Source organism: Halobacterium sp. KA-6 (genome assembly GCF_021029015.1).
Classification (GTDB): domain Archaea; phylum Halobacteriota; class Halobacteria; order Halobacteriales; family Halobacteriaceae; genus Halobacterium.
In genome coordinates this window covers 56,068-75,823 of the sequence record NZ_JAJJZH010000012.1, presented here as the reverse complement: position 1 = coordinate 75,823, position 19,756 = coordinate 56,068, and the positions used below count along the sequence as shown (strand labels likewise).

Genomic DNA, 19,756 nt, shown 5'->3' with positions numbered 1-19,756 from the left:
AATAAGCCTTGTGAAGTATCGGAGACTACCCGGTCAACGCATCGGAAAGGATGCCTCGGGCAGTAGCACGGAACGACTCACTGACTGCCGTGAGAACTACGAAGTAGACGGCCCCACCGAGGCCGATGAGGAACACCAGTTCGCCCCACCACGAAACACCGATAATGGCATGGAGTCGGTCAACGACGACGAACATCACTACGCCAGCGAGCAGCTGGTGGCGTAGCGGGCGCGAGAACAGCGGGACGTCTGGGAGATATTGGTTGATAGCATATGCGAGCGCCGCGTACTGTACGACCTCAGAAATTATCGTTGCCACGACGACGCCGAGGATTCCGTATTCGATCAGCAGTACATAGCCGAGGCCGACGTTCAAAACGAGAACGAGCACTCCAATGCGAGTGTTGACGTCCGGCCGGTCGAGGCCGGAGATTGTCGACTTGAGCTGGGTCGACTGCATATTCACGACTCGAAAGAGGGCAAGCCCGATGAGAACTGACCCAACACCGGAGTACTGTGAGCCGAAGACAGTTACGAGAAGGTCGTTCGGCATCGCTGTAGCACCGAAGAAAATCGGAATTGCGAGCACGCTCGCGTATCCAAGTGAGTTCGTGAGGTCGTTGATTACTGCCGCAGAATTGTCCTGACTCCAGTGATCACTTACGCGGGCCATCAGCCCTGCTGACGCCGCACCGCCGATAAACGTGCCTACCATCGTGAGTTGCATCGAAATCTGATAGTCGCCAACCGCCGCCGACGAGACGAGTGCGCCGAGTAGAAGGATGTCAACGCGGGATTTGGTCGTCCCGATGAAACCGTTCGGAATGCTAAACTTTGCGTACGACGCGATACTGGCGAGGGAAGTCCGCGACGGTCGGGCAGGTGCCACACCAATCTTGTAGAAGATGTAGGGGACGGTCAGTACTGTCGCGACGGCCAGCCCATACACCATTCCGGTTACTCCCATTCCCAGAAGGACGAAAACCAACTGTAGCGTCGTGGTGAATAGCGATCTGAGAGTGTCAGCCCATTCCGCTGCAGAGAAATTAGAACGAGCCGAGAGAATTCGGTTAGTGACTGCGAAAAAACATATCGCGACAAAGAGTACACTGAAAGGAATGAACAATCCCGAGAGGTCGTAAATTCCCGTAAACCGCTGAAACAGGTACACGAGAGGTATGATGATGAGTGGAATTACGGCTGCACCGATAAGCCCGGATCCAAGAGATTCGGAGGTAGGAAATCCTGTTTCCGAGATTCGTTTCTTACACGCGTCACCCCACCCAGTTACAGGGTTGTCGAGTACGTTGACGAGCGTATGGATTACGTAGAATGCACCGTAGCCGCTCGGCCCGAGAACACGAGCGAAGACGACGGACCCTACGAATCCGATCGCAGCCATGGCGAACTTCGCGACAACCCCTTTCGATATTTCGAGGCCGAAGTCCGCCTCCCCCGCGCTCATATATAACCGAGGTCTCGGAGTTGCTCCTTGTCAATATCGAGTTGTGCTGAACTTTCATGTACCTCACCGGCGTTTCGGTCAACCCAATCAGGCACGTCGAAGGCTGTTTCAGGGACGGAGTCCAGAGTTGAATTTGCGAACGCACGCCATGAGTGACTGCCCGGACTCATCCCGCGATCGTCTTCGTCATCGTACCAATTGACGACCATCCCGTGGTCACTCAGCACAAGCAAGTCATCTTCGTCGCCGAGGTCGGCGCGTATTTCGGCGACGAATTCTCCGGCCCGTTCATATACAGTTTGAAGTCGGTCCGGTTCGTCACAATAGGCATGCCCTGCTGCATCTAGCAGATGTATGTGAACACCTGCGACGGCAACTTCGTGTTTGAGCATTTCGCGGGCCCAGCCGAACTGCTCGGCTGCGAGCCCGTGTATATCGCGCTCAAATTCGGCGTTCGTCTGTCCTTCTCGCCACATGATGTCCCAAGCCCGTTTGACCTGCTCCCCGTTGTGAATCCCGGGCCAGTTGTGTACAATCCGGTTGTCGTCGTCAAACATATGCGGGGCCTCAACTTCTGCAATTTTGTACTCCGCGCCGGTTACTCGTTCGATTAGGCTACCTAAATCGGAACGCATAGACATAGATAGGCGTCCGGAGAAGTTCGAGAGATAGTCAATTATCGGATTATCCCAAGAACTGGTATCTCCGCTAACGCCATGGTTTCGGGGGGAAATACCAGTTGCAATTGTCGCCCACGCTTCTGGAGTATACGGCTGTTCTCGCATGTGAGCGACAGTTTCCATCTTTCCGTGGCTTTCTAATTGGAGCGGTTGTATATCGAACTCCTCAACGAGAGCGGCGTCAAGTGCATCCAAACCAAGGATAACCAACGTCATTATTACGAAATATAACCGAGGTCGCGGAGTTGATCTTCGGGGAGATCCATCGAGTCTCCTCGTTGGTCACCTTCTTTGAGGCGTGACTCAACCCAGCCTCGAACGTCAACCACATCCCGAGGAACAGTACTGTCAGTAGACGCGACGTGCGGTCGCCAGGAATGTTGTCCTGGTGTCTCATCACCAAGGAACTCGGCTTCCATTCCGTGATCACCGAGAAGTAGAATCTCATCGCTGTCACTCACTAGTGACCGAAGAGCGTCGACACGCTCCGCAACCCAGTTGTAGAATTCACCCAATTTTTCCTCGTCTTCGGCATACACGTGACCGGCAGCATCAAGAATGTGTGTGTGGAACCCGAGAAGAGATGGATTGAAACCGACTTGGTCTCTGCACCGAAGCATCTCTTCAGCCCACTCGAACTCCTGAGCCGCGATAGAGTAAATAGCTGCGTCGAATTCAGTGCTTACGAGTTCATCGTCCAGGATCTGATTGTACAGGTCATTAACCTCATCGACGTCTGAGTTATCAATCCCTGGCCAATTGTGCAGATACCGACCAGTTTCGGAAAACATCGTCTCCATACTCGTCGTTCCAAACCCCCAATCTTCGTCGCTGTGGGATGTAACGAGCTGTCCGAGACGATATCGTGTACTTTCGCTAAGGTGGCCGGTAAATTTTGAAACGAATTCGAGGAGTGGATGACTCCACTCGCTCGTTCCAGCATTCTTCACGTCGTGTTCTTCTATCGGTAACCCTGTAGCGACTGTTGTCCAAACTTCGGGGGTATACGGGACATCTTGTGAATAATTAAACGTCTCAATTTCTCCGACTGTCTCAAGGCGTAGAGCGTCCAAATCGAAATGATTGACCAACGTGTGGTCAATTGCGTCGATTGCTAGGACGACGATAGTCATGATAGTAGCACTACGCTCACGTTGCTTAGTACGAACGGTTTGGTACTACGATTTTGCCATCTCTCGGTAAATCTCGAGATACTGCTGGGCGATATCCGCGTAGTCATGGTCGCGTTCGACCTTTTCGCGGGCGTTTCTCCCCATCTCTTCAACGAGGTCGTCGTTCTCAAGTAGTTCAAGCATCGCGGCGGCCAGTGCTTGGGAATCTCCGGTCGGGACGATACGGCCGTCTGTACCATCGCGTGTGAGGTCGTGTGCGCCGGAAACGTTTGTCCCGATGACAGGACAACCGGAAGACATCGCTTCCAGACGAACGTGAGAAAAGCCCTCAGATAACGATGGGTGGACAAATGCTCGCGCTTGGTGGAGCAGTTCAACGAGTTTGTCGTCGTCAACGAATCCGTGAAACGTCACAGACTCCTCAATCCCGTTATCCGTTGCCCGAGATTCGAGTTCGTCTCTTAGAGGCCCACTACCCACAATATGCAGTTTAGCCTTTGGGAATTCCTCGGTTACATATTTCATAGCATCAAGTAGATATCGGTGGCCTTTTCGTCTGATAAGATTTCCAATCGTCAAAAATAACTCGCTCCCAACACGATCATTAAATGGGAACTTCGTCATATCGACGCCGTATGGTATAACTTCTATTTTTTCACTATCTGTATATTCCCCTAGTGTCTCCTTAGCATCTGAGTGAACAGCAATTATTTTATCCGCGCGTTCTAGGGTTACTGAAAAACCCTTCTCGCGAATCGGATTTATCACTCTACGGAAAATAGGTTCTACACCCCGTGCAATCGCTTCATCAATCGGGGACGGTAGATCCACCCCCACCTGTCTATTAAGTGTCCGTTTGAATTCTGCTTGTGGAACAGCATGTCCACCTTCAGCAGGGCCAACAAGGAAAGGGGTGTCTGGGTCTGGTGGTAGTATAATTGCAGGATTAGAACCACGGAACCCGATGTTCGCGTGTTGGTATAAATCTATCTCCCCAGATCTGATATATCTATAGACATCACGATACATAGAGATCGAATAAGTTAGCCGATTATCCCGGTTAAATTCATGAAGTGTGATGTTTCCTGGGAGATCTGAAAGGTCATCAGAAACTTTATTCGCATATACGCTTATATTAATGTTCTTAGAACCTAATTCTCGAATAAGTCGATAAGTACGTGCGTATTGTGATGTTGAGAGAACAAACTCACTCGGGGCAGTAAGAACCTGTATAGTCATAAATTAAATATTTAATATAGTGGGATTTGGTGGGTTTGATATTATCAACGCGAGTTCCACCATCGGACGAAGCGCCTGATACCTTCCTCAAAGTCGACAGTTGGTTCCCAATCAAGTTCGTTCCGGGCGCGAGCGATGTCCGTCACGTATACCTTCTGATCGCCCTCACGCCACTCGTCAAAGGAGATATCCGTCTGTTTGCCGGTTTTCTCTTCCAGCAAGTCCAGAAATTCGAGCAAGCTGGTAGTGTTGTCGGGGCCACCACCGACGTTGTACACGGCTGGCTTCCCTTCCGGATCGGAGAGGAACGCGTCGTACGCACGAATCAAGTCCTTCACGTAGAGAACATCTCGAACCTGTTTGCCGTCCCCGAATATGGTCAGTGGCTCGTCGCGGAGCGTACTGATGGCGAAGTGCGCGACCCAGCCCTGATCTTCGTTGCCGAACTGGCGAGTTCCGTAGATACAGCTCATACGGAACGCCGCCGCGTCCACCTCGTTGCGGTCGGCGTAGTCCTGCACGTAGAGGTCTGCAGAGAGCTTCGACACGCCATACGGTGTGTGCTCGCAGTCGTCAATAGACAGGGATTCCGGAATTCCGTCCCCGTACTCGGGGTCGTCGTACCAGTACCGTGTCTCCTCCTCGCGGACCGGTATCTCGTTGACGTTGTCACCGTACACCTTATTCGTCGACGCCATCACGACCGCGGGGTCGCTGTCGGCTTTCCGAGCGGCTTCGAGCACGTTGAACGTCCCGAGCGCGTTCACCTCGAAGTCAGTTCGTGGGTCCTGAATGGAGGCCGTGACTGCAACTTGTCCCGCGGTGTGGACGACCGCGTCGTGGCCCTCAACGATGTCTTCCATCAGCCCCTCGTTCCGGATGTCGCCCTCCACGAGGTCAACGTCCGGGTAGTTGTCGGCGATGTACTCCCAGTTGTATGCGGCCGTGTTCCGGCTCTCGTCGGCGGTTTCGAGCGTGTCGACGCGGCTGAGGTTGTCGAGAGCCGTGACGTCGGCACCTTGTTCAGCGTAGTACTCTACGGCGTGACTGCCGACGAATCCTGCACCGCCAGTAACGAGGACCCGCTTTGGACTACTCATGCACGGTCAGTGCGAACCGTCGTGTAAATGTGTTTCTCTTCGGGTCAGTCCTCGCCGACTAGTCCCTTCCCTTCGAGTTCCTCGTGAGCTTCTTCGAAGCGGTCCTCCGCCTCCTGCTCGCGACCCCACTGGACAAGTTCCTGCATCCCTTCCTCAAACCCGACTTCGGCCTCGAAACCGAGTTCTTCGGCGGCTTTTGCGGGGTCCGCGTAGCAGTGGCGGATGTCACCCTGACGGTAATCGTTCGCGATCTCCGGTTCGAGTTCACTAGACTTTCCATAGAGGTCGATGAGCATCTCGGCGACCTCGTTGATTGTCGTCGGCGTCCCGCTGCCGACGTTGACGGCGACGTTCTCCGCGTCGGACTCAACGGCGAGCCGGTTCGCTCGTGCAATGTCACTGACGTGGATGAAGTCCCGGGTCTGCTCACCGTCCTCGAAGACCAGCGGTGGATTGTCGTTCTTGATGCGGCTAGAGAAGATGGCACAGACGCCGGTGTAGGGGTTGTCTAGGGCTTGCCGACTGCCAAAGATGTTGAAGTATCGAAGTGCGACAGTTGGGATGTCGTAGGCGCGCCCGATAGAGAGCATCATCTCCTCCTGGTCTTTCTTCGTTATCGCGTAGATACTCGTGCTGTCCCGGGGCTTCGACTCCGGTGTGGGCTTCGGTTCGAGCGAGTGTCCACACTCCGAACACGAGTGCTCCCACTCTCCACTCGCCATCTGTTCGTCGTCGCGGAGGGAGGAGTGACGAACAGTCTCACAATTCGGGCAGTAGTACTCGCCCTCGCCGTAGATGGACATCGAGGACGCGACGACCATCTTCTCGAGGTCGACGTCCTCGTCGACGATGATGTCGAGGATGCGAGCCGTGCCGAGCGTGTTCACGTCGACGTACTTCTCGATTTCGTACATCGACTGACCGACGCCGACGGCCCCCGCCTGATGGTTGAGCACGTCCGCGTCCTCTAAGAGGTCGGTCATCAACTCGCGGTCCCGGACGTCGCCCCAGACATACTCAGCGTCGTCGTTGAGGTAGTCCGGTTCGTCCTCGTGTACCTGGTCAGTAAGGTTGTCGACGACGGTCACGTCATAGGCCGCGTCGACGTACTCGTCGACGATGTGGCTGCCGACGAACCCCGCACCGCCAGTCACTAGTACACTGGTCATGTGCCAGCATTCTGCGGGTTGGGGTTAAATATACTCGGTTTAGTAGTCGTCCGACCCGAGGTCGTCTCGGAAGTGAGGGAGAGTTCGCTCGATGCCGTCCTTCAGGGAGACGGATGGCTCCCAGTCCAGCAGTTTCTTGACACAAGTGATGTCCGGCCGGCGAACCTGCGGATCGTCCTCGGGGAGGTCCTCGTAGACGACGTCGCTGTCCGCGTCGAGGGCGTCGATGACCACCTCTGCCAGTTCCCGAATCTCGATTTCCTCGGTGTTCCCGATGTTGATTACTTCGCCGGCGGCGACTTCCAGGTCGGCGTCGGCGAACGCTCGAATGCCGGCGACGAGGTCGTCGATGTAGCAGAAGCTCCGCGTCTGCGTACCGTCACCGTACACCGTGAGGTCGTCGCCCTGCAGGGCCTGTGAGAGGAAGTTCGGGATGACGCGACCGTCGTCGGGACGCATTCGCGGGCCGTATGTGTTGAAGATGCGGATCGTACGGATGTCCACGTCGTACTGTTGGCGGAACGCGACCGCCAGCGCCTCCGAGAACCGCGTGCTCTCGTCATAGGGTGCTCGTGGGCCCCGAACATTCACGTTGCCGTTGTACTCCTCGGTTTGTGGGTGGACTTCCGGGTCACCGTATATTTCGCTCGTTGAGGCGGGAATCGCGCGAGCGTCGTGGTCGCGGGCGTAGGCGAGAGCGTTGTGAGCGCCCTCGCTGTTCGTCAACGCGATTTCGACCGCGTGAGACGCGAAGTCTTTCGGACTTGCCCGCGAGGCGAAGTGGAAGACGTAGTCGACGTCCCCCAGCTCGGGAAACGGTTCGCGGACATCGTGCTCGACGGAGTCGAACCGCTCGGAGTCGACGTGTGCGAGGTTCTGCGGACAACCACTCCCGAAGTTGTCCAGGGAGGTCACGCGAAAGCCGTCGTCGAGAAGCGAGTCGACGAGGTGGCTGCCGACGAACCCCGCGCCACCAGTGATTACTGCATGTTGTGCGTCGCTCATAGTTCGATTGTGCTGTTATCGCTGACGTTCAGTTGGTTACTTCGCCATGAACGGACGCATTATCACCGACAATACTCTTGGCGAGATTCACGCCGTTTAACGACGCGTTCTGTCCGATGATACCGTTCTGGACGATGCTGTCCGAGATAGTCGCATCGTCGCCAGCACTCACATATGGTCCAACGACACTCTCGTCCACGACAACGCCCTCCCCGAGATCGACTGGTGGGATGGCAATAGCGTTGTCCAGCGCGCCTGTTCCGTCCGTATCTTCTTTCGACAGAAGTACGCGATTCGCTTCGAGAAGTGTTTCGGGTCGACCGCAGTCGTACCAATCTTCGACCTCGAACACATCAAGGTGCGCATCCTGCTCGATCATCCGTTGGAGTGCATCCGTGAGCTGGTACTCATCACCAGCACCGTGGATATCGTTCTCTACGAGATAGGACAGTGAATCTAGCAATAGGTCGGTATTCTCGACGATGTAGACACCGATGGTTGCGTAGTTTGACTGTGGGTCGTCGGGTTTTTCTACGAGACGCTCGACTCTAGTTCCTTCGGTGATTTCGGCGACACCATAGTGTTGCGGTTCCTCAACGATCTTCACGCCAATGCTCGCGTCGGCCTGACCTAACTCGTCGTGGGCTCTCAGGAACGTTTCGTAGCCGTTCTCGAAGAGCATATCACCCAAAGCGATGAACACCGGTTCGCCCCGGACGACGGCTTCAGCTTGTTAGATGCTGTGTCCGAGACCCTCGGCGCTCTCCTGCTCGACGAACCAGAATTCAAACTCGTCACCAGACGCTTGCTCAGCGTACTCAACGATCTGATCTTTCATCGGGCCGCCAACGATGACGACAACTTCGTCATTTCGCGTCTCGGCGAACCGCGAAAGGATGTGGCCGAGTATCGGCTTTCCAGCCAACCGTACCATCGCCTTCGGTTTCGTATGTGTTTGAGGATATAGCCTGGTTCCTCGGCCGGCCGCTGATATGAGGGCTCTCATGCCTACTACCAGCCGTAATTCCGTGAAAAGTGTGTCGCTGCTGTTTTGTTTCTTTGACCCTACGAAGGCATTGTTCAGATTAGTTGATTCCAGGCGAAGGCGAAGGTTTGCAACCATGTTTCTGCCGAGTCAGCAGTTGCGTGGCGGAAGTGGTTGGCGAACTGCTCAGTGCGACGTTTCAGCTCCTTAAACACGCGTTCGACGGCATTCCGATTCCCATGTGTGACGTGTCGGAATCGGAGCCCAAGCTCGAATAATGCCGCTTTGAGCCACGGTGCGCCATCAACCAGAAACACGGCATTTTCGACGCGATGTTTCTCGCGGAGTTCCGCCAGGAACTGTTTTGTCAAGACGATTGTTCTGGTTGGAAAGAGTCTGACGTGGAGGAATTCGTTGGTTTCAGGATCAACTGCGGCGTACAGCCAGTAGCGCTGGTTGTTGAGTTGAATCACGGTTTCGTCAATCGCAACGTGATTCGGATTCTTCCCAGAATTGGGCTGTAGCCCGGCTTTTTGCACCCAATTATGGACAGTTGAGCGAGCACGTTCGACACCGAAGGAAGCTAAGACTGAGACGGTATCCGAGAGTGATAAGCCGGCAGCATGGAGTCGGATACCCAATTTCATCGCAGGCTTCGGTGTCGCTTCTCGCTGCACAAATTCTAACTCGAAGCAGTCGCTACCTCCGTTGAGGCGGGCGATTTCTGGCATGGATCACTAGAACTTCGCTCCGCCTCACCCTTCATCCTTATCTGAACACTGCCATTCTTTTAATACGGATGATGAGCCAATTCTTTCATTTCTCACTCGATATATCCAAGTTGTCGAAGTTGTTCTTCTGGCATATCAATAGCCTCGCTTGATGAAGCATGGTCTCCGATTTTTGGTTCGAGCCAGCCCTTGACGTCAAACACGTCACTCGGAACGCTATCGAAGGTTGATGCCGCGTATGCTCGCCACGAGTGCGCGCCCGGTGATTGGTTTCGATCCTCTTCACCACTGTAGAACGAGGTCACGATACCGTGGTCACTTAGGAGGACGAGGTCATCATCGGGGCCGAGTGCATCACAAATTCTGTCCACCCAGCCAGCGGTCCACTCGTAACACTCACGGAACTTTTCCTCGTCCTCAGCGTACGCGTGGCCGACAGCATCCGGAGTATGAACATGCACTCCGACGAGGGAGACGTCGTGGCGAAGCATCTCTTCGGCCCACGCAAGTTGACCCGCGCCGATCCCATAGACTTCTCGTTCGAATTCCGCTTCACTCTGCTCTGGTTTTTCGAACATGACTTCCCAGACGGACGCAAGCTCCTCACCGTTAGCCACACCAGGCCAGTTGTGAACGACGCGGCCCTCACCGTCGAAGATTGACGACGCGCTGGTCTCCGCGACCGAGTACTCGGCACCGGTAGCTTTACTGGCTATCGAACCGAGTTTCATCCGGAGTTCGGTCGGTAGATGACCGGTGAACTTCGACGCGAAGTCAACGAGTGAGTTGTCCCACTCGCTCACGCCTTCCCCGGTCACACCGTGTTCGTCGGGGGATAGCCCCGTCGCAACCGTCGCCCAGACCTCTGGCGTGTACGGTCCCTTCTGTGCGTTTGCGAACGTATCCATTCCGCCGTGGGACTCAAGCTTCAGAGCGTCTAGGTCGAAGTAGTCGACGAGGCCGGCGTCCAGAGCGTCCAGAGCGAGAACGACAATTGTCATTAGTTGGCGTGTAATCAGGCAGAGCTATATTACTGTCGTTCCTCACGAGCCGCTACGAGCGAGAGTAGAGAGCAATCAGGAATCGAGTCGCGTACCCGGCCCGAAACCAATCCCGACACCTTCTAAGTCGCGCAGTGACGACGTGGACGTAATGCAAGGCAGTATCGTGTTTCGAGACGAAAGCGGTGCCGAGGGTGGAACTGCTCACCCAACACAAGACCTCATTTCGGAACTGGAACACCACATGGAGGTCAAGGAAGTACCAGTAAGACACACCCGTTCTTCGAACCCGCTGTACTGGTATCGCCTCGGACAACGTGCATCCGATGGCTCGGATGTCGTTCACGTACAGTTCGAGTATGGGACGTTCGGCTCCCTCGGAGGTCTCTTCCTCGGAATTATGTATCCATTCTTCGCACTTGGCGTCTCCGTCCCGATGGTGGCCACATTCTTCAACCTGAAGGATCGAAAACTTGACTTCTCCTCCACTGACCCGATGTCAGTATTAGAAACCATCGTTCTGCTGCTGAAATCACCCATCGACTGGTCCATCATCGCAAACACGGATTACTTCATTCCGTTCATCAGGGAACACGAGCGACTCCTAGAAGAGAAAGGGGCACCGACCAAAAACGTCGAGCGGTTTCCCTTTGTGGCCGAACCGAATCCGGCCTTCGAGGACCCCGATCAGTCCAAGAAAGAGTACGGGGTTGACGGGAAACGAGTCATCACAGCGTTTGGTTGGGTGAGAGAATCGAAGGGGTATCATCACGTAATTGACGCTCTACCGCACCTGCCGGAAGATACCGTCTTCCTAGTTGCCGGTGGTACGCGAATCGAGGAACAGGAGCAGTATTTAGAGGAACTCCGAGAACAGACCAGAGAACTCGGTGTCGAAGACCGGGTCGTGTTCACCGGATACGCACCCCGGTCAGAACACGCTACAATCATGAGCGCAACGGACGTGATGGTATTCCCATATCAGGACAATCGTCCGTCGGCGGCTCTCGCATTAGCTCTTTCATACAAACTCCCGATAGTCGCATCGGATAGTGAAGTATTCCGAACGTTCGAAGAGGAGTGGGGCTGTGTGTCGACGTTCTCGGCGCCGAATGAGCTTGTCGAGTTATTGAATCATGTCTTCCGGAACGAAGATGAACTGGAGCGGCTCCGGCAGAATGCAACAGAGTACGTGGAAGAAGTGAATCCTCGGTCGTTTGCGTCCCGCCTCAACGAGATCTACCGAAACCTTGCTGAACAGTCGTGAGAAATCGAGGTTAACGATATCCAAGTGCTGCTAACCGGTTCTCAAGTTCCTCCGAACTCCCGGTTTTGACCGGAGTCACACCATCGTCAACGATAGTGCGGCGGTCTCCTTCATAAACTCCCCACGGGACCTCCACGAGTTCCGGGGAACGGACACCGTCGGGGTGGCCGAAAATCCTGATGGGGAGTGGCCACGTACGCTCGCCCAGCATGTTCCCGTGGTCTGAACTGACTACAGTTCGACCGGGAAGAGATGGTGCGAAGTCATCTACCCGCTCCATAACGTAATCAAGGTTGTCCCCATATCCTTCCCAGGCAGTTTCGTAATCAATCTCACCACGTCTAAGGGCTTCCCAGACCGTCTGTCGTGACTTCGTATCCACGACTTCCTCGTTGACGATTCGTTCTGGCGACCAGTCACTCAACTCAAACTCGGGAGAGACGAACGGTACGTGAGGTTGCATGAAGTGAATTATAATCCGCTTATTCGGATATTCCTTAATGGCAGATTCCGCGGCGTCAACGACTGGGTCTGCGGGAACTGTTCCGAGCTCTTCATCGAATGAGTCTCGCCAGACCTCTATAACCTCGTGGAAGGAGTCTCCCGCGATTCTGGATGTCCAGGGATTACTCGAAATATAAACTATGTCGCCGTACTCACGACCATGGAAATTCTGATGTGTCCATTCCGGCGTGGAGCTCCCATAACTCGTCACCGGCTCAAATGTATCAAAATTGCTATAATCAACGCGCTCCTCGAACAAGTCGAGTCGGCATGCATCAAGAATGATTAGATTATCCCAGTCCTCGTTGACGACTTCGATTGCGTCGTCGTACGTCGGGTGTATGTTAGCATGAAACGGGTGAACAACGTGATCTATGAGTCGTTCCTGCCACCAAATCGGCTCGTCATAGTGCTGGCATATCTCGGTAACGGCATGCCGGTATTTCCGGAATAAGTCCATTACTACAGAGGAAGAATAGAGACACGCATTAAAGGTTCTTTCCAGACAGTTTGATATGTCCGGCTACACGTTTAAATACAGGTCCTGCGTCCAAAGAGCGAACGAGTTCCAATTCACTTCACGTACGTACTTGTCGGCCCTTCGATGAAGTTCTGATTGACGTTGCGCATCGAAGAGACTATCCTCCAGTGCTGAACGGAGCTCCGACTGCGTCTCGTAGGTGAGAATGCATCCATATCGGTCGCGCAATTCCTCGAAATACGGGAGCGAAGATGTGACGATAGGCACCCCGTACGAGAGCGCCTCGTTCACGGCGATACTGACACTGACGCGCCGGTACGGAAGGACAACGGCGTTTGCCGCACCATACACGTCGTCGAAGTCTTCGTCAGTGACGTACTCGTGACGAACGACTCGGTCCCGGACGCCGAGTCGTTCAGCCAGCTTGAGGGCGTTCTCGAATGCATCTTCGTCACCCGGATGCGGATCCCCAACGACGAAATACGTGACGTCTGGTATGTCGGGGAGTGCCCGGATGACATCCTCGAAACGCTTTTTCGGTTCTATCCACCCGAGTGTGAGGAGTACGGGACCGGACAGCCCGAGTCGCTCCTTCGCCTCCTCTGCCGGCGTCGGGTTTTTGCCACGTTCTGCGGGGAGTAAATGCCGTTTTACATCTATTTCTGGTCCGTGTCTGTTTCGAAGAATTCGCTCAGCGTTGCGGGTGTGGACCACAATCTCTTCCGACGCTCGAAGTGCACACGATTCAATCACCGTGTCTCGACCGCGGAGAAGATAATCTCCAACAACTCCGCGATGTGAGTGGGCCGCGTGAACTTCGTGGAGCGTGGTCACCACCTGACGAGGGTCAGACCGGAGTTGGCAGAGAAACCAGGGAGCTCCGATGCCGGACATTCCCAGTTGTCCAAACAATCCCGCTTCGAACTGGACGTGAACTACGTCGGCGTCATCAGGGATTCGCTCGATGATGTCAGCGAAGGCGAAAGGGTTGGTCGTTTCCGGATTCAGAATTGGAACCGGTTCGACCGTCGTACCATTCGCTCGTAGCTCCTCCACGAGCCGAGCCGAGTAGTTCGCGATACCTCCTTTCCGATTCCAGGGGGTAACCATCGCGACCTTGATGTCTCTTTTCATAACTCCTGTTCCCGGTATATCGTCGTCGTGTCGTGGACAACGTCGTTCCACCTTGAAAGTTCCGCGTGCACTTGTCGTTTCTCCACGGTTGTGATAGCGTTCGCGATAATCACTGGATCGATATCAGTCAGACTCACGACGCTATTCTCCTCTGTCCAGTCGGTAAGTGCCCCAGTCCCACGAACCACGCACGGCGTCTCCGCTGCTAATGCTTCCGCGACCGTCATCCCGTAAGACTCGAATTCGGATAGCGTAATGTACACGTCAGCCCCGGAATACAATCTTGGCAGCCGATCGTGGTCAACGTACCCCAAGAGATTGACACGGCTAGCAACTCCCTCGTTACGAGCAACTCGCTCCAATTCTTCCCGATACGGTCCACTTCCGGCGACTACCAAATCGTAGTCGGGCAGGTCCGGTAGCGCACGAATCACGTGCTGGACACCCTTGTACTCCTCCAGCCGTCCAACACACAGCAGGTACGGACACTCCCTCTCCTCGGGCTTGGCGTCCGCGAACCGCTCGACGTCGACACCATTCGGAATTACCGTGGCATCGACCCTGAAATCCTCTTTTAGGCGCTCTTGCTCCCACTCGCTCACGGCAATTACCTCGTTAGCCTGCCGAACCGCCCACCGCCCGAACGGCTGATAAATCGACAACAGCACGTCACGGAACCCGCTCGCGCTCTCGCCGTGGTAGTGTGTCGTCACGACGAACCGCTCGTCAGTAACGCCGAGCGCTGCGAAGAATAGCGGAAACGCGTGATAGTTGTGTGCGTGGACGACGTCCACGTTGGCCCGCCGAACTGCGAGCGTCATCTGCGGTGCGACGTAGAACGCGCCACCTGGACTAACGGACCGGAAGCGCCGTACTCGAACGCCGTCGTCCGTGTGTTCCGATGGAACGCCTGAGCCGGCATCCGCGCTGAACACGGTCACGTCGTGCCCGCGGTCAGCGAGCCGTGTCGCAATCTCCTGGACGTGCGTTTCGACGCCGCCGGTGTGGGGCGGGTAGCGATGCGTGACAAACAGTATCCTCATTCGAACGCCTCGCGCAGTTCCGCGTCGACTTCCCACGTGCCGTCGCCCTTACCGCGCAGCAGTTCGACGCTCGCCCGCAGCAGCGACACCTGCGTGTCGAAAATCGAGTACAGTGCTTGCACCGGACCAAGCACGTCTTTCTGTCCGAGGTACGCGAACGCCGCAACCGCGGCGGGCAGCACCAACCCACCTGCTCCGAACAGCGAGAGCGCCGCACCAGTCCCGACCAAGAGTGTCGCAGCTAGCAGCCACGGTGAGAGAATCATGAACCACCAGTTGAACGGCAACACGACCTTCCCGTACTTCCCGTATTTCCCCAACGCGTCCCGGTGCTGAACTAACAACCGAATCAGCCCCATCCCGCGGCGGTCCTTCTGCTTGCGGCGCTTCACGAAGTCCGAGAAACTGGCTTCCATGTACTGCACGGCGGGGTCAAATATGACGCGCCCGCCTTGCCGGCGGATTTTCAACGCCAGCTCCGTGTCGTCGGCCAGTGAGTTCGGGTCAATCGGCAACAGCGCGTCGTTCTCGAACGCGGAGAACGGTCCGTGGAAAATGAGCGTCGAGTCGAGATGCGACTCCAACTGCTGGATGTGCGACTGCACGCCGCGATATCCGGACTCCACTTCGCTGCCACCCAGGACTTCCACGTTCCGTCCAGTCACGGCCGCAATATCGTCGTCCGCGAGGTTCGCGGCGGCCTCACAGAGGACGTCCGGCGGGAGCTTCGAGTCGCAGTCCGTCTTCACGACCATCTCGTTCGACGCCGCCGCATAGGCGTCGTTGAGTGCGGGCGCGAGGCCACGACGCTCGTCCTCCTCGAGCAATACGAGCTTCGGCGCGTACACGTCAGCAAAGTACTCACGAATAATCGCCCGCGTGTCGTCCGTCGAGGAATCGACGACCACCAACTCTACCTTCTCCATCGGGTAGTCGAGTTCGAGGACGTCATCTAGTTTCGTCTCGACGATTTTCTCCTCGTTGTACGTCGGGAGGACGATACTGACCGAGGGATCCCACTCCTGTTTGTCTGCCGGCGACCCCGACGGCTGAATCCACGCGTAGAGCGTGAGATAGCCGACGTAGGGTGCGGCCGTCACTGCGAGGAGGGCGAGCGCGGCCACCGCGAGTGCGTTCATACTGGCGGAGTAGAATACGTCGGGGTAAAACCCCTCCGCCAATATTCGAAAGGAATACGTTTTTGCGCTCCGGCCATCCACTTCCGGTAATGACCGACTACGAGGACGTGTGTGCGCTCGTTCCGACGCGGAACGAGGCAAAGACCATCGGCGACGTCGTGGATGGCCTCTACGACGTCGGCATCGGCCACGTTCTCGTCGTCGACGGCCACTCCGAGGACGACACGCGCGAAATCGCCCGCGAGCACGACGTGGAAGTCATCGAACAGTCTGGCTCCGGAAAAGGACAGGCGGTCCGCGAGGGCGTCAAGTACATCGACGAGTCCTACGTTCTCCTGCTTGACGGCGACGCCACCAATCCACCCGAGCAGGCCCCGCGACTCCTCGACCCGCTCGTCTCTGGAGATGCCGAGCACGTCGTCGGCGACCGCACGGCGGACATGCAGCCGGGCGCGATGACGAAACTCAACCAAATCGGCAATCGTCTCATCAACCGCGCGTTCCACCGCATCCACGGCGAGGACTACAGCGACATCCTCTCGGGCTACCGCGCGTTCACCCGCGAATCGTTCGAGGAGATGTTCCTCTCCGCGGAGGGCTTCGGCATCGAGACGGAGATGGCCGTCGAGTGCGCGCGCCACAACATCCCCGTCGAAGTCGTCCCGACGACGTACCGCGCGCGACCCGAAGGCTCGGAGACAAACCTCCACCCGATTTCGGACGGCGGCAGAATCATTTTCACGCTGTACAGCCTCGCGAAGACGTCAAATCCGCTCTTCTACTTCGGGAGCGTCGGCGCCGTCTTCGGCACCGCCGGCGTCGCGCTCGCCGCCTACGTCGGTTACGACTGGTTCGCGAAGAACATCTCCCACGAAGCGCTCACAGTCGTCGCAGGCGTCCTCCTGCTGCTGGGCGTCCAGTTGATAATGTTCGGCGTGGTTTCGGACATCATGGTCTCGCTGCACCGCGAGCAGCGCCAGCGCATCGACCGGCTCCGGAACGAGCAATAGCAACCGGTCGCTTCGTGTGCTTCGCAGCTACTGCGAACTACAGAGAATTAATCGTCCGCAAAAACACGCTTTGTCGACGTTCGTAGCAACCGGCGTGATACTCGACGTCAACACGATGGAGTGGGTTCAATAGTCAGAGGCAAATTCGAGTCGTAAGCCGCGGGAGCCGTTGAATAGGAACCATCGATTGAGAATATATTAGGAATCAGGAGATATGCTTCAATCCTACCAATTCGATAGATGAAGCAAGTGTGTAGCTATGCTGTAGCGAGTGGTGGCGACGATAGTATCAGAAATATTTTCAATGGATGGAACCGCCGACTCAATCTCGAACTAACATGGATCCCCGAATCACCCGACTGCGGCCGACTACCGCGGCAACACACCGACTCACGGGCGAAGACGATGCTGGAATCCGAGTGCTAGAAACCACGTGATGGCACGGGTCTGTAGAACGAATCCGCGACAACCTCAGATGTCCTGAATATTGACACCTGCTGACTACCATCGAGAGATACCAGACTGACGTGCGACAGTCGGACTCCCGCCAATCGGGGACTACTTCTCCCTCATCTGGCTGCGACCATGTACAGACGCTTTAAATTGGGTTGTTGCGGACTGAGAGCGCCTATAGTTACTACTCAACGCCGGCGAGTAGTTTTTTCGCCGGTTCACACGACTCAGGGGACATGGTGACGGTCGGGACCTGCGGGTACAGCCGCTACGACGCGACCGAGGGCTGGAAGGACGACTACGAGAGCAAGCTCGCGGCGTTCGCCGACGCGTACGAGAGCGTGGAGCTGCAGTCGACGTTCTACGAGCTCCCGCAGGTCTCGACGGCCGAGCGGTGGCGCCGGGAAGCTGGCGAGGAGTTCACGTTCGCGCTGAAAGCGTGGCAAGCGGTCACGCACCCGTCGTCGAGCCCGACGTGGAACAACCACCGGGATGCACTCCCCGAGGGCGACGTCGGCTACTTCAAGGACTCCGAGGCGGTCCGCGACGCGTGGGACGCGACGCTCGACCGCGCGGACGCGCTCGACGCCGACGTTGTGGTGCTCCAGACGTCGCCGAGTTTCGGGCCGACCGAGGAGCACGAGTCGAACCTCCGGGAATTCTTCGACGATGTGGACCGCCGCGGCTACACGATTGCGTGGGAGCCCCGCGATGAATGGAAAGACGACCCGGACCGCGTCGCCGACGTTTGCGAGGGGCTTGACCTCGTGCACGTCGTCAATCCGCTCCACCGCGACCCCGTCGACGACGCGGCCGTCGCGTACTGCCGGATGCACGGCGAAACGGGCGACATCCACGACTACGACTACCGCTACGAGGACGACGAACTCGACGACCTCGCCGACTGCCTCCAAGAGTTAGACGCCGACGACGTCTACGTCATGTTCAACAACACCCACATGTTCGAGGACGCGACTCGGCTCCGCGAGCGCCTCGCAGACTGAACGCTGTTCTCCCCAGACTACACCATCGAGCGCACGGCGTCCAGCCACGCTTTCGGTGCGCGCCGCCGAGCGCCATCGAGTGCGTACTCCAGCGCGCTCGATGCAGCCTCCAGCACGCCCTCGCCGTGTCCGACGAGGATACGTTCAGGTTCAAACTGTTCAAGCGTCCTTGGCGGCTTCACGCGCAGCATTGGGTGGACTCCGATGCGCTCGTCGCCGGTCGTGAAGTACTGCGCCGTCCCGAGTACGTCGCCGACGACGAGCGTCTCGCCGTCGTAGAGCGCGGCCTCGTCCCAGCCCGGCCAGTCGACGGTCCGCACGACCTCGAAGTTAGTTCCCGGTAGTTCCCCGGTCACGGGCTGGGTGCCCGCGTCGATGCCGGGGTCGGCGAACGACGGCACGTAAATCGGCACGCTGTGGCGCTGTGCGATCGCCGCGGCGTCCCGCCCGTGGCGGTCCATCAACACGACGACACCCCGGACCTCACCGAACTCCGCAAACCGGTCGTCGATGCCGTCGGCGTCCACGGGGTCGACCACCCAAACGTCGCCATCAACGGCGAGAGCATGGCTCGCCCGTTGCATCTCCTCGTCGGGGTGTGCAATCCACCCGACGCCGTCGTCGAAACGGTCGATTTCCGCGAAGTCGGTCGCGCGCCCGGTGGCTTTCATCGGCATACGACTACGCACGACGACCAGTCACAAAAAACAGGGCCTGCCCTCGGCTCCCGCCGCAACTCCCGTTCGCGTCTCGACGGTGCACTGGTCCCCGAAGCCAACGGATTTTAGCTCTCGACCGAGAGGCATACTGTATGGACTACGTGCTGGTCGCTGGCGGCGTCGGCGCAGTTGTCGTCGTACTCGGCGTACTGTGGCTCTGGCGGCGACTCACGTCGGGCGGTGAATCACAGCGCGCCCACGAGGCGGCGCAGGAACGCGAACCGTCGGTCGAGCTCGGGGAGACCTACGAGTTCGGCATCACCGAGTTCACGGACCACCACTCCGGCGAGCGCGTCGCCGTCGGCAAAGTTGAGGGATTCGTGCTGTTCACCGAGGACGTTCCCGAGCGGCTCTCGGAGGGCGACGTCATTCGTGCGACGGTGACGTCGTTCAACCGCGAGAAGACGTCCGCGGCCGCGATTTTCGAGGAGACAGCCTGAACTGACGACGCTGTTCGTGACGAACGACCTTAATACGGCCCTCGCGTAAGGCCG

At 56.8% G+C, this 19,756-nt stretch carries 18 protein-coding genes and 1 pseudogene; 4 read left to right on the top strand and 15 right to left on the bottom strand.

The genetic code is table 11. The features are described from left to right. Positions 1 to 25 precede the first annotated feature (25 nt). From LPA46_RS17050 to LPA46_RS17005, 10 genes and pseudogenes are all read right to left on the bottom strand, one after another. Positions 26 to 1,465 carry a lipopolysaccharide biosynthesis protein gene (locus tag LPA46_RS17050; RefSeq protein WP_230893551.1) on the bottom strand — a complete coding sequence of 480 codons (1,440 nt, stop codon included), beginning with the start codon at positions 1,463 to 1,465 and terminating at the stop codon, positions 26 to 28. Beyond that, a complete protein-coding gene (locus LPA46_RS17045) occupies positions 1,462 to 2,361 on the bottom strand; it encodes an alkaline phosphatase family protein (protein ID WP_230893550.1) in 900 nt (299 codons plus the stop codon). Before LPA46_RS17045 ends, LPA46_RS17050 begins: the two co-directional genes overlap by 4 nt. 2 nt (positions 2,362 to 2,363) lie before the next feature. Then, positions 2,364 to 3,278 carry an alkaline phosphatase family protein gene (locus tag LPA46_RS17040; protein ID WP_230893549.1) on the bottom strand — a complete coding sequence of 305 codons (915 nt, stop codon included), beginning with the start codon at positions 3,276 to 3,278 and terminating at the stop codon, positions 2,364 to 2,366. 45 nt (positions 3,279 to 3,323) lie between these two features. Then, positions 3,324 to 4,517, bottom strand: coding sequence for a glycosyltransferase family 4 protein (locus tag LPA46_RS17035; protein ID WP_230893548.1), 1,194 nt, complete (start codon positions 4,515 to 4,517; stop codon positions 3,324 to 3,326). Between the two features lie 44 nt (positions 4,518 to 4,561). After that, the gene (locus LPA46_RS17030) at positions 4,562 to 5,617 is read right to left on the bottom strand and encodes an NAD-dependent epimerase/dehydratase family protein (protein WP_230893547.1); all 1,056 of its coding nucleotides are present in this window, start codon (positions 5,615 to 5,617) and stop codon (positions 4,562 to 4,564) included. Between the two features lie 44 nt (positions 5,618 to 5,661). Next, complete coding sequence (locus LPA46_RS17025) at positions 5,662 to 6,786, bottom strand: NAD-dependent epimerase/dehydratase family protein (protein ID WP_230893546.1); 1,125 nt, start codon at positions 6,784 to 6,786, stop codon at positions 5,662 to 5,664. A 39-nt stretch (positions 6,787 to 6,825) separates the two neighbouring features. Then, positions 6,826 to 7,791, bottom strand: a complete 966-nt coding sequence (locus tag LPA46_RS17020) for an NAD-dependent epimerase/dehydratase family protein (protein ID WP_230893545.1) — start codon at positions 7,789 to 7,791, stop codon at positions 6,826 to 6,828. Between the two features lie 28 nt (positions 7,792 to 7,819). Then, positions 7,820 to 8,797: pseudogene (locus LPA46_RS17015) on the bottom strand (sugar phosphate nucleotidyltransferase). 74 nt (positions 8,798 to 8,871) lie between these two features. Continuing rightward, positions 8,872 to 9,507: an IS6 family transposase gene (locus LPA46_RS17010; protein ID WP_230892540.1), complete on the bottom strand. Its 636-nt coding sequence runs from the start codon at positions 9,505 to 9,507 to the stop codon at positions 8,872 to 8,874. Between the two features lie 92 nt (positions 9,508 to 9,599). Next, positions 9,600 to 10,508: an alkaline phosphatase family protein gene (locus LPA46_RS17005; RefSeq protein ID WP_230893544.1), complete on the bottom strand. Its 909-nt coding sequence runs from the start codon at positions 10,506 to 10,508 to the stop codon at positions 9,600 to 9,602. A 151-nt stretch (positions 10,509 to 10,659) separates the two neighbouring features. Between LPA46_RS17005 and LPA46_RS17000 the strand changes: the two genes are divergently transcribed. After that, the gene (locus LPA46_RS17000) at positions 10,660 to 11,775 is read left to right on the top strand and encodes a glycosyltransferase (protein WP_230893543.1); all 1,116 of its coding nucleotides are present in this window, start codon (positions 10,660 to 10,662) and stop codon (positions 11,773 to 11,775) included. 10 nt (positions 11,776 to 11,785) lie between these two features. On the opposite strand, the gene LPA46_RS16995 is transcribed toward LPA46_RS17000, so the two are convergent. From LPA46_RS16995 to LPA46_RS16980, 4 genes are all read right to left on the bottom strand, one after another. Continuing rightward, a complete protein-coding gene (locus LPA46_RS16995; RefSeq protein ID WP_230893542.1) occupies positions 11,786 to 12,739 on the bottom strand; it encodes a hypothetical protein in 954 nt (317 codons plus the stop codon). Between the two features lie 63 nt (positions 12,740 to 12,802). Beyond that, positions 12,803 to 13,894 carry a glycosyltransferase gene (locus LPA46_RS16990; RefSeq protein ID WP_230893541.1) on the bottom strand — a complete coding sequence of 364 codons (1,092 nt, stop codon included), beginning with the start codon at positions 13,892 to 13,894 and terminating at the stop codon, positions 12,803 to 12,805. Beyond that, on the bottom strand, positions 13,891 to 14,937 hold the full coding sequence (locus LPA46_RS16985) for a glycosyltransferase family 4 protein (protein WP_230893540.1): 1,047 nt from the start codon (positions 14,935 to 14,937) through the stop codon (positions 13,891 to 13,893). Before LPA46_RS16985 ends, LPA46_RS16990 begins: the two co-directional genes overlap by 4 nt. Next, entirely contained in the window at positions 14,934 to 16,076 is a 1,143-nt protein-coding gene (locus LPA46_RS16980; RefSeq protein ID WP_230893539.1) for a glycosyltransferase, read from the bottom strand. Before LPA46_RS16980 ends, LPA46_RS16985 begins: the two co-directional genes overlap by 4 nt. Before the next feature lie 89 nt (positions 16,077 to 16,165). On the opposite strand from LPA46_RS16980, the gene aglJ reads away from it, so the two are divergent. Further along, positions 16,166 to 17,086 (top strand): S-layer glycoprotein N-glycosyltransferase AglJ, encoded by a 921-nt coding sequence (aglJ, locus tag LPA46_RS16975; RefSeq protein ID WP_230893538.1) that lies wholly within the window; start codon positions 16,166 to 16,168, stop codon positions 17,084 to 17,086. Between the two features lie 689 nt (positions 17,087 to 17,775). Continuing rightward, entirely contained in the window at positions 17,776 to 18,543 is a 768-nt protein-coding gene (locus LPA46_RS16970; protein WP_230893537.1) for a DUF72 domain-containing protein, read from the top strand. 17 nt (positions 18,544 to 18,560) lie between these two features. Here LPA46_RS16970 and LPA46_RS16965 read toward each other — a convergent pair whose 3' ends face one another. Further along, the gene (locus LPA46_RS16965) at positions 18,561 to 19,220 is read right to left on the bottom strand and encodes a hypothetical protein (protein ID WP_230893536.1); all 660 of its coding nucleotides are present in this window, start codon (positions 19,218 to 19,220) and stop codon (positions 18,561 to 18,563) included. 134 nt (positions 19,221 to 19,354) lie between these two features. Between LPA46_RS16965 and LPA46_RS16960 the strand changes: the two genes are divergently transcribed. Further along, complete coding sequence (locus tag LPA46_RS16960; RefSeq protein ID WP_230893535.1) at positions 19,355 to 19,702, top strand: hypothetical protein; 348 nt, start codon at positions 19,355 to 19,357, stop codon at positions 19,700 to 19,702. The last annotated feature ends 54 nt before the right edge of the window (positions 19,703 to 19,756 follow it).